14 protein-coding genes are annotated in these 13,131 nt (G+C 63.1%); 11 read left to right on the top strand and 3 right to left on the bottom strand.

What is annotated here, in order from left to right:
• The first annotated feature begins 110 nt into the window (after positions 1-110).
• Both RCH14_RS08855 and RCH14_RS08850 read left to right on the top strand, forming a co-directional pair.
• Positions 111-305: a DUF1289 domain-containing protein gene (locus tag RCH14_RS08855; RefSeq protein WP_343025766.1), complete on the top strand. Its 195-nt coding sequence runs from the start codon at positions 111-113 to the stop codon at positions 303-305.
• Between the two features lie 88 nt (positions 306-393).
• Complete coding sequence (locus tag RCH14_RS08850) at positions 394-1,347, top strand: nitronate monooxygenase family protein (protein ID WP_343025765.1); 954 nt, start codon at positions 394-396, stop codon at positions 1,345-1,347.
• 232 nt (positions 1,348-1,579) lie between these two features.
• Here RCH14_RS08850 and RCH14_RS08845 read toward each other — a convergent pair whose 3' ends face one another.
• A complete protein-coding gene (locus tag RCH14_RS08845) occupies positions 1,580-2,176 on the bottom strand; it encodes a hypoxanthine-guanine phosphoribosyltransferase (RefSeq protein ID WP_343025764.1) in 597 nt (198 codons plus the stop codon).
• Between the two features lie 145 nt (positions 2,177-2,321).
• On the opposite strand from RCH14_RS08845, the gene RCH14_RS08840 reads away from it, so the two are divergent.
• The 8 genes from RCH14_RS08840 to RCH14_RS08805 all read left to right on the top strand — a co-directional run bounded on the left by RCH14_RS08840 (position 2,322) and on the right by RCH14_RS08805 (position 8,238).
• On the top strand, positions 2,322-4,175 hold the full coding sequence (locus tag RCH14_RS08840; RefSeq protein WP_343025763.1) for an aminopeptidase P family protein: 1,854 nt from the start codon (positions 2,322-2,324) through the stop codon (positions 4,173-4,175).
• 1 nt (position 4,176) lies between these two features.
• Positions 4,177-4,443, top strand: coding sequence for a hypothetical protein (locus RCH14_RS08835; RefSeq protein ID WP_343025762.1), 267 nt, complete (start codon positions 4,177-4,179; stop codon positions 4,441-4,443).
• A 50-nt stretch (positions 4,444-4,493) separates the two neighbouring features.
• On the top strand, positions 4,494-5,072 hold the full coding sequence (locus RCH14_RS08830) for a DUF924 family protein (RefSeq protein WP_343025761.1): 579 nt from the start codon (positions 4,494-4,496) through the stop codon (positions 5,070-5,072).
• Positions 5,073-5,097: 25 nt separating this feature from the next.
• The gene (locus RCH14_RS08825) at positions 5,098-5,928 is read left to right on the top strand and encodes a Rossmann-like and DUF2520 domain-containing protein (protein WP_343026026.1); all 831 of its coding nucleotides are present in this window, start codon (positions 5,098-5,100) and stop codon (positions 5,926-5,928) included.
• A gap of 43 nt (positions 5,929-5,971) precedes the next feature.
• The gene (locus RCH14_RS08820; protein WP_343025760.1) at positions 5,972-6,349 is read left to right on the top strand and encodes an MAPEG family protein; all 378 of its coding nucleotides are present in this window, start codon (positions 5,972-5,974) and stop codon (positions 6,347-6,349) included.
• A 121-nt stretch (positions 6,350-6,470) separates the two neighbouring features.
• The gene (locus RCH14_RS08815) at positions 6,471-6,833 is read left to right on the top strand and encodes a hypothetical protein (RefSeq protein ID WP_343025759.1); all 363 of its coding nucleotides are present in this window, start codon (positions 6,471-6,473) and stop codon (positions 6,831-6,833) included.
• A gap of 57 nt (positions 6,834-6,890) precedes the next feature.
• Positions 6,891-7,487 carry an alpha-ketoglutarate-dependent dioxygenase AlkB gene (locus tag RCH14_RS08810; RefSeq protein ID WP_343025758.1) on the top strand — a complete coding sequence of 199 codons (597 nt, stop codon included), beginning with the start codon at positions 6,891-6,893 and terminating at the stop codon, positions 7,485-7,487.
• A 178-nt stretch (positions 7,488-7,665) separates the two neighbouring features.
• Complete coding sequence (locus RCH14_RS08805) at positions 7,666-8,238, top strand: porin family protein (protein WP_343025757.1); 573 nt, start codon at positions 7,666-7,668, stop codon at positions 8,236-8,238.
• A gap of 161 nt (positions 8,239-8,399) precedes the next feature.
• Here the strand turns inward: RCH14_RS08805 and ettA are convergent, their stop codons facing one another.
• The gene (gene ettA, locus RCH14_RS08800) at positions 8,400-10,067 is read right to left on the bottom strand and encodes an energy-dependent translational throttle protein EttA (protein ID WP_343025756.1); all 1,668 of its coding nucleotides are present in this window, start codon (positions 10,065-10,067) and stop codon (positions 8,400-8,402) included.
• 116 nt (positions 10,068-10,183) lie between these two features.
• A complete protein-coding gene (gene rarD, locus RCH14_RS08795) occupies positions 10,184-11,065 on the bottom strand; it encodes an EamA family transporter RarD (RefSeq protein WP_343025755.1) in 882 nt (293 codons plus the stop codon).
• Positions 11,066-11,233: 168 nt separating this feature from the next.
• On the opposite strand from rarD, the gene RCH14_RS08790 reads away from it, so the two are divergent.
• Positions 11,234-13,111 carry a potassium transporter Kup gene (locus RCH14_RS08790; RefSeq protein WP_343025754.1) on the top strand — a complete coding sequence of 626 codons (1,878 nt, stop codon included), beginning with the start codon at positions 11,234-11,236 and terminating at the stop codon, positions 13,109-13,111.
• Positions 13,112-13,131 lie beyond the last annotated feature (20 nt).

Below are 13,131 nucleotides of genomic sequence, written 5' to 3'. Positions count from 1 at the left end.
GGCACCTCGCGCAATGTGGCGTTGCCCCAGCATAGTAAAAGACGGGCAACACGCGGCGCTGGGCTGCCAGCCGCGCGATAATGCGACTTTATTTTTCACCACTGCGAACGATGGCTCCCGAACTGCAAACCCCCGTACCGTCGCCCTGTATCGATATCTGCCAGATGGTCCCGGAAACCGGCCTGTGCCAGGGTTGCCTGCGCACCATCGATGAAATCGTCGCCTGGGGCACGGCCACGGACGACGCCAAGCGCGCGATCTGGGCCGAGATCCGGCGCCGCGAGAGCGAGATCGACTGGCAGTAACGATCGTTTAGAGGCAGGAATCTAGCACGGTCGTACTTTTTTCAGGGCTATAATCAGGCCCATCCTTCATCCACCACCGAGAGCTTCCATGACGATGCCCGCCGCGCTGCAAGACCTGTCCCTTCCTGTCATCGCTTCGCCGATGTTCATTGCCAGCGGGCCCGCGCTGGTGGCGGCCCAGTGCAAGGCCGGCATCGTCGGCTCGTTCCCTGCATTGAATGCCCGTCCGGCCGAGATGCTCGACGTCTGGCTGACCGACCTGCAGCGCGAACTGGCCGACTACGCGGCGGCCAATCCGGGCAAGAAAGTCGGTCCGATCGCCGTCAACCAGATTGTCCACCAGTCGAACGACCGGCTGGCGCATGACGTCGAAGTCTGCGTCAAGCACCAGGTGCCGATCATCATTTCGTCGCTGCGCGCGCCGCCCAGCGAGATGATGGATGCGGTGCATTCGTACGGCGGCATCGTGCTGCACGATATCGTCTCGATCCGCCATGCCGAAAAGGCGCTGGAAGCGGGCGTCGATGGCCTGATCCTGGTGGCGGCTGGCGCTGGCGGGCATGCAGGCGCCCTGTCGCCGTTCGCGCTGGTCGGCGAAATCCGCAAGATGTTCAAGGGACCAATCGCCCTGTCCGGTTCGATTGCCACCGGCGACGCGATCCTGGCCGCGCAGGCGATGGGCGCCGACTTTGCCTACATCGGTTCGCGCTGGCTGGCGACCAAAGAGTCAAACGTCAGCGACGACTACCGCGATGCGATCGTCGAATCGACGGCGGCCGACGTCGTCTACACGAACCTGTTTACGGGCGTGCACGGCAACTACCTGAAAAAATCGATCGTCGCGGCCGGGCTGGACCCGGACAACCTGCCCGAATCGGACAAGAGCAAGATGAGCTTTGGTTCGGGCAGCGCCAAGGCCTGGCGCGACATCTGGGGCGCGGGGCAGGGCGTGGGCCTGATGGACGACGTGCCGACGGTGGCCGACATGGTCGCGCGCTTGAGCGCCGAATACATGGCGGCGCGCGCGCGCCTGGCGCTCTGAATACATGAGGGACCTGCCTGCCTAACGCTTCAATGCCTGGCGCCGCGCATCCGGGTTAACGTAGGGTGGACGAGTCCCCCGTCCACGCGTTCAAACCAGGCTGGCGCAGAGATTTGTCGTAGCGAAGGGACGCCGTTGGTTGAACGCGTGGAAGGCGTAGCCTTCCACCCTACGGCATCGGCATCCGCATCGGCATCGACACTAACATCGGCCGACACCGGCGTCGTCCGGCTCAGGCTGCCGGCGGCTCGGGCTGTTTCAAATCCTCGGGCCGGATCGTCCACAGGCCCGGCAGGTTGCGCCAGTAGCCGTACACGTCCATCCCGAAGCCGACGACGAACTTGTTCGGCAAGCTCAAGCCGATCAGGTCGGCCGTGATCGGCTTGGCGCGGCCCAGGTCCTTGTCGGCAAACACCACGACCATCACTTCGGCCGCGCCCATGTCCAGCAGGCGCGCTTTGACGTGGGCCAGCGTCTCGCCTTCGTCGAGGATGTCGTCGACCAGCAGGATCGTGCGGCCGGCCACGTTCTGGCGCGGGATCACCTTCCACACCAGTTCGCCGCCCCGATCATCGGCGCCGTAGCGGCTGACGTGGATGTAGTCGAAGTCGAGCGGGAAGGCCAGTTGCGGCAGCAGGGTGCCGGTGAACACGACCGCGCCGCCCATCACGCCCAGCACGAGCGGGAATTCGGTGGCGCCCGGCGCGGCAAAGCGCGCATTGAGCTGGTCGGCGACGCCCGTGACAGCGGCCTGAACTTCAGTCGGCGTGACGATCTGCGTGGCGTTCGCCAACAGCGCGCTCGCGCGCTCATGATGGAAATCGAGCATGGGTCTCTATGTCTGGTGGATGCCGCGCCATTATGCGTGATCCCCGGGCAGGAGGGCGTTCCGGTTGGCGCTGCCCCGCGTCTGTCGGCGGCGCCAAATGGGGCGTATCATACGCAGCTTGGAAAACAAATCGACGCCTCTGCCCATGTCCGACGCCACCGAACAAGCCCGCTCTTCTTCTGACTCTTCCGCCGACTTCCAGACCGTCCGCGCCGACCGGCTCGCGCAGCTGCGCGCAGCCATGGCGCGTCACGGCATCGATGCCGTCATCGTGCCGTCGAGCGACCCGCACCTGTCGGAATACCTGCCCGGTCACTGGAAGGGCCGCGAATGGCTGTCCGGCTTCACCGGCTCGGTCGGCACCTTCATCGCCACTGCCAACTTCGCCGGCGTCTGGACCGATGGCCGCTACTTCACGCAGGCCGAAACCGAACTGGCCGGCAGCGAGATCGCGCTGATGAAGATCCCGGGCGCGGCCAGCCAGCTGCATGTCGACTGGCTTGCCGCCAACCTGGCCGCCGGCCAGAGCGCCGCCGTCGATGCGCGCGTGCTGGGCCTGGCCGGCGCGCGCCTGCTGGCCGACGCACTGCAGGCCAAGGGCGTCGTGCTGCGCACCGATCTCGATCTGCTGGCCGATGTCTGGCACGAGCGCCCGGCGCTGCCGGCCGACGCCGTGTTCGAGCACCTGCCGCCGTTTGCCACCGCCACCCGCGCCGACAAGCTGCACGCCACGCGCGCGGCAATGCAAGCGCATGGCGCCGGTTTCCATTTCGTCTCGACGCTCGACGACATCGCTTACCTGTTCAACCTGCGCGGCGCCGACGTCAGTTTCAATCCCGTGTTCCTGGCCCACGCACTGATCGGCCGCGGCGACGCCACGCTGTTCGTCAGCGAAGGCAAGGTGCCGCCTGAGGTGCGTGCGCGCCTGGAAGCCGACGACGTGCACCTGGCGCCGTACGAGAACGCCGTGCATGCACTCGAAGCGCTGCCCGAAGGCGCGACGCTGCTGCTCGATCCGCGCCGCGTCACGGCCGGCATGCGCGCGAGCGTGGCCAGTGGCGTGAACGTGGTCGAGGCGATCAACCCGACCACGTTTGCCAAGTCGCGCAAGCTCGAGAGCGAGGCTGTCAACGTGCGCGCCACGATGGAGCAGGATGGCGCCGCGCTATGCGAATTCTTCGCCGCGCTCGAGCCGCTGCTGGCGGATGCACAGCGCAGTGCGCTCAACGAAGTCGACATCGACACGCGCATCACCGCCGCGCGCGCGCGCCGCCCGCACTTCGTCAGTGCGAGTTTTTCGACCATCGCCGGCTTTAATAGCAATGGCGCGATCATGCATTACCGCGCTGAAGCAGCCACCTGCGCCGTCATCGAAGGCGACGGCCTGCTGCTGATCGACTCGGGCGGCCAGTACCTGGGCGGCACCACCGACATCACGCGCGTGATCCCGGTCGGCACGCCAAGCGCCGACCAACGACGCGACTACACGCTGGTGCTGAAAGGCCTGATCGCGCTGTCGAGCGCCCACTTCCCGCGCGGCACCCGCGCACCGCTGCTCGACGCCATCGCCCGCGCCCCGATCTGGGCTGCCGGCATCGACTACGGCCATGGCACCGGCCACGGCGTCGGTTACTTCCTGAACGTGCACGAAGGCCCGCAGACGATTTCGCCGGCCGTGCCGCCGGACCCGCATACCGCGATGGAGCCGGGCATGATCACGTCGATCGAACCGGGCATCTATCGCCCGGGCCGCTGGGGCATTCGCATCGAGAACCTGGTGCTCAACGTGGCCGCGAACAAGACCGAATTCGGCGAGTACCTGGCCTTCGAAACGCTGACCCTGTGCCCGATCGACACCCGTTGCCTCGATCGTTCCCTGCTGCGCCCCGACGACATCGCTTGGCTCAACGACTACCACGCCACCGTGCGTGCGCGCCTGACGCCCCATGTCGACGGCGCCGCGTTCGAGTGGCTCATGCTGCGCACGGAGGCAATCTGACATGGCAAGTTCCCGTTCCACGCGCGCCAGCAGCGCGGTCGACCGTCTCAAGCAGCGCACCGGTAATGCCCTGTACTCGATGGCGCGCACCGGCGATGGCCACTTCTACCTCTCCGAAGCGCCCGGCAGCCCGCCGCTGTGCGCCCCGATGGAGCTCGACGACTTCGTCACGTTCGTCAAGGGCCTGGGGCCGCAGGAGCAGCCGCGCATGAGCAAGAACGACATCGCGTTCGAAAAGCAGCTGGTGCGCAAGAAACCGCCGGCCTGAGCGCGGCGTACCGGCCTGCTTCACCATCACAATATCAACGGAATTCATCCATGCACGCTCAAGAAGTTCTCGATTTCTGGTTCCTGCCAGCTTCCGATCCTGACCACGGCAAGGCGCGCCCCGAGTGGTACCGCAAGGACCCTGCATTCGACGCCGTCATCCGCGAGCGCTTCGGCGCCGCGATCACGCACGCGATTGCGGGCGGCCTGCGCGAGTGGGACGAGCAGGGCGCGCGCGGCGTGCTGGCACGCATCCTGGTGCTCGACCAGTTTACGCGCAACGTTTATCGCGGCGCGCCGGAATCGTTCGCCGGCGATGTGCTGGCATTGAGCGCGGCGCGCCAGATGGTCGACGCCGGCGAGCACATGGCGCTCGCGCCCATCGAGCGCCAGTTCGTCTATATGCCGTTCGAGCATGCCGAAGACGCCGGCATGCAGCAGCTCGCGGTCGACCAGTTCACTGCGCTGGCCGCCGACCACGAGGGCTTTGGCGAAGTGCTCGACTATGCGCACCGCCACCGCGGCGTGATCGCGCGCTTTGGCCGCTTCCCGCACCGTAATCCGATCCTGGGCCGTGCCTCGACACCCGAAGAACTCGACTACCTGAGCCAGCCCGGCGCCGGTTTCTGACGTGACATCGACGCTGACCCCGACCCTGACCCCGACGCTCAACCTGGTCGGCGCCGGCCACGTCGGGCGCGTGCTGGGCCGTCTGTTCGCCGCCAGCGGTGCGTTCGCGCTGCAGGATGTGCTGACCCGTTCGCCCGCAAGCGCGCAGGCGGCGGTGGCGTTCATCGGTGCCGGCCATGCCTGCACCGATGCTGCGCAGCTGCGCCCGGCGCAAGCCTGGTTGCTGGCGGTGAGCGACGATCAGATCGAGCCGGTCGCCGCGCAGCTGGCGCAGACGCACGACCTGACTGGCACCGTGGTGTTCCACTGCAGCGGTGCAAAAGCCTCGGCTGCGCTGCAGGCGGTGCGTGCCGGCGGCGCGCTGGTGGCCAGCGTGCACCCGATCCGCAGCTTCGCCGATCCGGCGCGCGTGGCACGTGAGTTCGCCGGCACTTTCTGCGGCATCGAGGGTGATGCGGCGGCGCTGGCGCTGCTTGGCCCCGCGTTCGAGGCCATCGGCGCGCGCCTCGTGCCGATCGATGGCGCGGCCAAGACGGTCTACCACGCAGCCGCCGTGTTCGCGTCGAACTACCTGACCACGGTGCTCGATGCGGCGCTGCGCGCGTATCAGGCGGCCGGCATCCCCGAAGCGGTGGCGCGCGAACTGGCGCAACCGCTGGCCACCGAGACGCTCGCCAACGTATTTCGCCTCGGTCCGGCCGCCGCGCTCAGCGGTCCCGTTGCGCGCGGCGACCTGGCCACCGTGGCGCGGCAAGAGCAGGCGCTGCTGGACTGGGATGACGCGACGGGGCGCCTGTACGGTGCGCTGGTCCCGCTGACGACCGATCTGGCGCGCCGCAAGCATGGTGGCAACTGAGCCACGACGATCTTTTCACTGACGCCAATCACAAAGGAACGCCATGTTCTTCACCGCCTGGGCCACGCTGGCCGTTCTTGGTGTCTATTTCTGGACCTGGGGCAATGCTGCACGTGCCCGCATCCAGTTCAAGGTGCCCGCGCCATCGATGGACGGGCCCGCAGAATTCCTGCGCGCCCATCGCGTCCAGATGAATACGCTGGAAATGCTGCCGCTGGTGCTCGTGCCCCTGTGGTTGTGCGCCATGTTCCTGGGTGACGTCTGGGCTGCTGCCGGTGGCTTGTTGTGGTGCGTGGGCCGGATACTGTATGCGCTGGGTTATTACCGCGATCCTGCCAAACGCGAAATTGGCTTCATCGTGAGCATGCTTGCCAGCGCTGTATTGATTGGCGCCACAGTTTTCGGTCTGGTCATGCGGTAAACCGGACAAACCGAAAACTTTGATCGACAAAGTTCCCATATGGAAATATGCTGGCAGACTGATTAACTGAAAGCGATCTGCGAACTATCTTGCGGGTCACTACCGTGCCAGGAGCACCGTGATGCTGTTTTTGAAAAGTACAACCGCCACCAAGGCGCCTGGAATTTACGAAGTGGACATCGCGGCCAAGCCCCCGGGCAAGACCTTCGGTGTGTTCCTTGCCACCGATCCGGACAATCCGCCGCATACCGTGCTTGCCGGCCTGGACGAGCTGGGTTTTCAGAGCGTCCATCAGCAGAACTATGTCCACCGCGACAAGGGCAAGGTGCTGGAACTGCATTTCCAGAAAGATGGTACCGACCTGTTCAAGGGCTGGAAATCGGACGAGTGCAGCGCCAGTCTGGCGGCGCTCGATGCCTTGTTCGGCAACGTCGGTATCAAGATCGAACCACGCGTCATGAGCCTGGCAGAAGCCTACGCATAAGCCATGCGAGAATGGGCCCCATGGTGGCTTTCACCGTGCCTGGCGTGATGATTCTCGATGGATTTATTTGCACCGCAAGCGGGCCTGCTCCCGCTGCCGCTCGACGATGGTGAACTGGGCTGGATGGCCCAGTTGCCGCTGCCCTGGTCCAATGCCGACGTCTTCGCGCGCCTGCTGGCCGAGACCGATTGGCGCGAAGAAACCGTCATCGCCTACGGCAAGCGGCATCTGCAACCCCGGCTCAGTGCCTGGTATGGCGAGAAAGCCTATGCCTATTCCGGCCTGCTTCTGCAGCCGACGCCGTTCACACCGCTTCTCACAGTCCTGCGCGATGCCGTAGAGGCCGCGACCGGGCACACCTTCAACAGCGTTCTGCTGAATTATTATCGCAATGAGCGTGACAGCATGGGCATGCACAGCGACGATGAGCCCGAACTGGGCCCGCGCCCCGCGATCGCGTCACTCAGTTTTGGCGAGGCACGCACCTTCATCCTGAAACATAAACACAATAAACAAACGGTTCGGCTGGCCTTGACCGATGGCAGCCTGCTGTTGATGGCCGGCGAGACGCAACGATACTGGTTGCATGGGATCAATAAGATGACAAAATCGTTACAAGCTAGAATCAATCTAACTTTCAGGAAAATCGTCTAAATAGTAAGAAAAATCGTTTATCTAACGGCAGATATTACTTACTGACGGGTCATTTAGTTACACTTGCTTACAGTTCTTACGGAATCGCGACGGACTTGACCTTTCGACAGTGTTATCTTGACCCCATCGCGATTCATTGTGAATCACGAACTAGATGAACAAAAAGAGGAATTTAGAGATGAAAAAGCTGATCGTCGCCCTGCTCGCCACCACCGCCGCTGTGTCGGCTGTCCAGGCCCAAGAATTCACGCCGCGCGCCTACGTTGGCGCCGGCGTTGTTGCTACCGATTATGAATCCCGCGTTCCAGGCGCAAGCCGCGCTGACATCGACACCATCAAGGCATCGGCCAAGCTGTTCGGCGGCTACGAGTTCACCCCGAACTGGGCTGTTGAAGTTGGTCACACCGATTTCCGTAGCGCCGACATCTACTACAGCCTGGGCGCGGTCAACGCCAGCGGCCAGGTCGATGGTCGTTCGACCTACGTCGCAGCCAAGTTCAGCTCGCCGCTGACCGAAAAGCTGGTCGGTTACGCCAAGCTGGGCGTGTCGCATGACGTCAATGAACTGTCGGCAATCAACACGTCGCTGAGCCGTCGTGACAGCGACAACAACGCCTACGGCGCCCTGGGTGTTCAGTACAACATCAACCAGGATGTGGCCGTGATCGCCGAATACGAGCGTTTCGGTGGCACCCGTGACTTCGGCGTGCGTCCAAACGCACTGACCGTCGGCGCGAAATATTCGTTCTAAGCAGAATGTAGTGTGAAAAAAAGGCCCTTCGGGGCCTTTTTTCATGGGCGCTGCCATTGCGTAGGGTGGACGGCTCTGCCTTCCACGCGTTCAAATCAACGTGATTTAGTATCGTTGAACGCATGGACGGGAAACCCGTCCACCCTACATGCAACCGACGATCAGGTCGTCAGCGGCTTGTAGCGGATGCGCTTCGGCTTGGCGCCTTCTTCACCCAGACGCTTCTTCTTGTCGGCTTCGTATTCCTGATAGTTACCGTCAAAGAAGGTCACTTGGGAATCGCCCTCGAAGGCCAGGATGTGGGTCGCGATGCGATCCAGGAACCAGCGATCGTGGGAAATGACCATGACACTACCGGCGAACTCGAGCAACGCATCTTCCAGCGCGCGCAGGGTTTCGACGTCCAGATCGTTTGACGGTTCATCGAGCAGCAACACGTTACCGCCTTGCAGCAGCGTTTTGGCCAGGTGCAGGCGACCGCGCTCACCACCGGACAGATTGCCGACGATCTTTTGCTGATCCGAGCCCTTGAAGTTGAAGCGGCCCAGGTAGGCGCGCGACGGCATCTCGAAGCGGCCGACGCTGAGCATGTCGGCGCCGCCCGAGACGTCCTCGAACACGCTCTTGGCATTGGCCAGTTCGTCGCGGTGCTGGTCGACAATCGACACGCGCGCGGTCTGGCCGATCGCCACTTCGCCGCTGTCCGGCTGTTCTTTGCCGGTGATCATCTTGAACAGCGTCGACTTACCGGCACCGTTCGGGCCGATGATGCCGACGATCGCGCCTGGTGGCACGGTAAACGACAGGTTGTCGATCAAGAGGCGGTCGCCGAAGGCTTTCGAGACGTTCTTGAATTCGATGACTTCATTGCCCAGGCGCTCGGCCACGGGAATGAAGATCTCTTGCGTCTCGTTGCGCTGCTGGTATTCGTACTCGGACAGTTCGTTAAAGCGCGCCAGGCGGGCTTTCGACTTGGCCTGACGTGCCTTCGGATTCTGGCGCGACCATTCGAGTTCTTTGGCCAGTGCTTTCTGACGGGCCGATTCGGTCGATTCTTCCTGCTTCAGGCGCGCCTGCTTCTGGTCCAGCCACGACGAGTAATTGCCCTTCCATGGAATGCCGCTGCCGCGGTCCAGTTCCAGGATCCACTCGGCGGCATTGTCGAGGAAGTAGCGGTCGTGGGTGATGCCGACCACGGTGCCCGGGAAGCGCAGCAGGAATTGCTCGAGCCACTCGACCGATTCAGCATCGAGGTGGTTGGTCGGCTCGTCCAGCAGCAGCATGTCGGGCTTGGAGAGCAGCAGCTTGCACAGCGCCACGCGGCGCTTTTCACCGCCCGACAGCACGGCAATTTTGGCATCCCACGGCGGCAGGCGCAGCGCGTCGGCGGCCATTTCCAGTTGCAGGTTCAGGTTGCCGCCATCGGACGACGAGATGATCGCTTCCAGGCGCTCTTGCTCCTTGGCCAGCGCGTCGAAATCAGCGTCTTCTTCGGCGTAGGCTGCGTAGACGGCTTCGAGCTTGGCTTGCGCTTCGAACGCTTCGCCCAGGCCCGATTCGACCTCTTGGCGTACGGTTTTTTCGGGGTCGAGCTGCGGTTCCTGCGGCAGGTAGCCGATGTTCAGGCCCGGCATCGGACGGGCTTCGCCCTGGATGTCGGTGTCGATGCCGGCCATGATTTTCAGCAGGGTCGATTTGCCCGAGCCGTTCAGGCCCAGCACGCCGATCTTGGCACCCGGGAAGAAGGACAGGGAAATGTCCTTCAGAATCTGGCGTTTCGGTGGGACGATTTTGCCCACGCGGTTCATGGTATAGACGTAATTGGCCATGCTTGTACTCTGGTGTTGTTCGAGGTGCACAGGATACGACAGAACCCGCACCCGACACAGTATTTCTTGGCAAATCTGCCTCGCATGCGGCCCGTACGCGCCCCGGATCTGTCGCTTCAAGCCTTGGCGGCAACGGGCTGCCGGCGCAGCAATCCTTCCCCGGCAAACAGCGCCAGCGCACTCCAGATCAGCACGAAGCCAACCAGGCGATCGGCACTGAATGCCTCTTTGAACAGCCACACGCCAAGCAGGAATTGCAGCGTCGGCGACAGATACTGCAACAGGCCCAGGATCGACAGCGGGATCTTGCGCGCGCCAGTGGCGAACAGCAGCAGCGGGATCGCCGTGAGCGGGCCAGCCATGATCAACAGCCAGCGCGTGGAATCCGACGCCGTATTGATGAACACGTTCTGGCCCTGCACCGTCAGCCAGATCATGTAGCCAGCTGCCAACGGAAACAGCACGATGGTCTCGAACGACAGTCCCTCGAGTGGGCCGAGCGCGGCCGTCTTGCGCAGCAAGCCATAGCCGCCGAACGACAGCGCCAGGAACAGCGCGATCCACGGCACCGTACCGGCCTGCCAGGTCAGCCAGGCCACGCCCAGCGCCGCCACGCCGATGGCGGCCCACTGCAGCGGGCGCATGCGTTCTTTCAGGATCAGGTAACCCAGCACGATATTGACCAGGGGATTGATGAAGTAGCCGAGGCTCGCCTCGATCACATGGTGGTTCATCACCGACCAGATATACACGAGCCAGTTGGCGCTGAGCAGCAGGGCCGACAGCACGAAACTGAAGAACACGCGCGGCTGACGCACGACCTGCAGCCATTTCCAGTCGCGCCGCAGCAACAGCAGGATCAAGAGAAAGGCCAGCGACCACAGCATGCGGTGGGCCAGGATCTGCAACGGCGGCACCTCGCCCAGGGCGTGGAAATAAATGGGGAACAGGCCCCAGCAGAAGAAGGCCAGGGCCGCGTAAATGATACCGGAACGCATGGGGAGGAGGGGCGAGGTTGCAGGGCCGACATTATCACTGAATACCTGGCACGCTGCTGGTGCGCCCGCGGTTTTGCACAGGTGTATGATGCACAACCAAATCTTCTTGCAATTCCAATCACTTCAATTTACGGTGCGCCGCACCAATACAACAGCGATGGTGAACTCTTGACCTCAGATAACAAGAAAAGCAGCCTGGCGGCCCTTACCCTGGCAGCGGTCGGCATCGTGTACGGCGACATCGGCACCAGCCCGCTGTACACGTTGCGCGCGGTGTTCGATGAAGACCACGGCTTGCCGCTCAATACGCCGAATATTCTCGGCATCATTTCACTGATTTTCTGGGCCCTGACCATCATCGTCTCGCTCAAGTACGTGATCCTGGTGCTGCGTGCGCACAATCGCGGCGAGGGCGGCATCATGGCCTTGATGGCGCTGGCCACCAGTTCGATACCGCGTAGCTCGAAATGGAGTTTCCCGCTGCTGGCCATCGGCGTCATTGGCGCCACGATGTTCTATGGCGATAGCGTGATCACGCCCGCGATTTCGGTGCTCGGCGCAATCGAGGGGATCGAGGTCGCCGCGCCCGGCATGTCGCAGTATGTCGTGCCGCTGGCGGTGGTGGTGCTGGTGGCCCTGTACAGCGTGCAGCGCCATGGTACGGCCGGTATCGGCCGCTTCTTCGGGCCCGTGATGGCGCTCTGGTTCCTGGTGCTGGCCGCGATGGGCATCGTCAATATCATTGACGCACCGGTGATCCTGAACGCGCTCAATCCGTGGCATGCGCTGCGCTTCATGCTGGAAAATAAAATGCTGGCGTTCATCGCGCTGGGCGCGGTGGTGCTGGCCATTACCGGCGCTGAGGCGTTGTACGCCGACATGGGGCACTTTGGCGCCAAGCCGATCCGCTGGGCCTGGTTTTTGATCGCGTATCCGGCGCTGACCCTGAACTATCTGGGCCAGGGCGGCCTGTTGATCATCCAGCCAGAGGCGGTGGAAAATCCGTTCTATTACCAGCTTGGCAGCTGGAGCGTGATTCCCCTCGTGATCCTGTCGACGATGGCGGCCGTGATCGCCTCGCAGGCGACGATCTCGGGTACCTATTCGATGACCAAGCAAGCCATTGCCCTGGGGCTGCTGCCGCGCATGCGCATCATGCACACGTCGGAAAGCGAGATCGGCCAGATCTATATCCCGGCCGTCAACTGGCTGCAACTGGTGGTGGTGCTGATGGCCGTGATCGGCTTCGGCTCATCCGACGAGCTGGCCGGCGCCTACGGCATTGCGGTGACCGCAACCATGATGGCGACGACGATCCTGACCTTCTTCGTCACACGTTACCGCTGGCACTTGCCGCTGTGGATGTGCCTGATAGCGACCGGCTTCTTCCTGGTGATCGACATCATGCTGTTTGCCGCCACGACGACGAAACTGTTCCACGGTGGCTGGTTCCCGCTGCTGATGGGCGGCGTACTGCTGACCCTGATGCTGACCTGGAAACGCGGCCGCGAACTGGTCTTCCACAACCTGCAAAAGCATGCGATTCCGCTGGAAGCGTTCATGGAGTCGTTGTTCGTGGCGCCGCCGACACGCGTGCCCGGCACGGCCGTCTTCTTGCGCGGCGAGAGCGATGGCGTACCGCATGCGATGCTGCACAACCTGTCGCACAACAAGGTGCTGCATGAACGCGTCGTGTTCCTCACGGTGCACATGCGCGAAGAGCCGTGGGTGCCGAGGGAAGAACAGATCGACATCGTCGACCTGGGCCACAACTGCTACCAGCTCAACATCCATTACGGCTTCAAGGACGAAGCCGATATTCCGGACATCATGCAGCGCAGCGCCGCACTGGGCCTGGAATTCGAAATGATGGAAACGTCGTTCTTCATCGCGCGCCAGACCGTGATCTCGGCCCCGGGCGGCGGCATGGCGCCATGGCGCGAGCACCTGTACGTGGCGATGTCGCGCAATGCCCGCAGCGCGGCCGACTATTACCAGATCCGGACCAACCGCGTGATCGAGCTGGGCACGCAAATCGAGATTTGATGTTCAGGAATTTGCTTAAA

It is taken from the genome of Massilia sp. MP_M2 (genome assembly GCF_039123635.1).
Lineage (GTDB): Bacteria > Pseudomonadota > Gammaproteobacteria > Burkholderiales > Burkholderiaceae_D > Telluria.
This window is presented reverse-complemented; position numbering and strand designations above follow the sequence as displayed.

Bases quoted from the DNA above. Each gene is read 5' to 3' on its own strand.
- RCH14_RS08855 (WP_343025766.1), top strand. From the start codon at position 111: ATGGCTCCCGAACTGCAAACCCCCGTACCGTCGCCCTGTATCGATATC.
- RCH14_RS08850 (WP_343025765.1), top strand. From the start codon at position 394: ATGACGATGCCCGCCGCGCTGCAAGACCTGTCCCTTCCTGTCATCGCT.
- RCH14_RS08845 (WP_343025764.1), bottom strand. From the start codon at position 2,176: ATGCTCGATTTCCATCATGAGCGCGCGAGCGCGCTGTTGGCGAACGCC.
- RCH14_RS08840 (WP_343025763.1), top strand. From the start codon at position 2,322: ATGTCCGACGCCACCGAACAAGCCCGCTCTTCTTCTGACTCTTCCGCC.
- RCH14_RS08835 (WP_343025762.1), top strand. From the start codon at position 4,177: ATGGCAAGTTCCCGTTCCACGCGCGCCAGCAGCGCGGTCGACCGTCTC.
- RCH14_RS08830 (WP_343025761.1), top strand. From the start codon at position 4,494: ATGCACGCTCAAGAAGTTCTCGATTTCTGGTTCCTGCCAGCTTCCGAT.
- RCH14_RS08820 (WP_343025760.1), top strand. From the start codon at position 5,972: ATGTTCTTCACCGCCTGGGCCACGCTGGCCGTTCTTGGTGTCTATTTC.
- RCH14_RS08815 (WP_343025759.1), top strand. From the start codon at position 6,471: ATGCTGTTTTTGAAAAGTACAACCGCCACCAAGGCGCCTGGAATTTAC.
- RCH14_RS08810 (WP_343025758.1), top strand. From the start codon at position 6,891: ATGGATTTATTTGCACCGCAAGCGGGCCTGCTCCCGCTGCCGCTCGAC.
- RCH14_RS08805 (WP_343025757.1), top strand. From the start codon at position 7,666: ATGAAAAAGCTGATCGTCGCCCTGCTCGCCACCACCGCCGCTGTGTCG.
- ettA (WP_343025756.1), bottom strand. From the start codon at position 10,067: ATGGCCAATTACGTCTATACCATGAACCGCGTGGGCAAAATCGTCCCA.
- rarD (WP_343025755.1), bottom strand. From the start codon at position 11,065: ATGCGTTCCGGTATCATTTACGCGGCCCTGGCCTTCTTCTGCTGGGGC.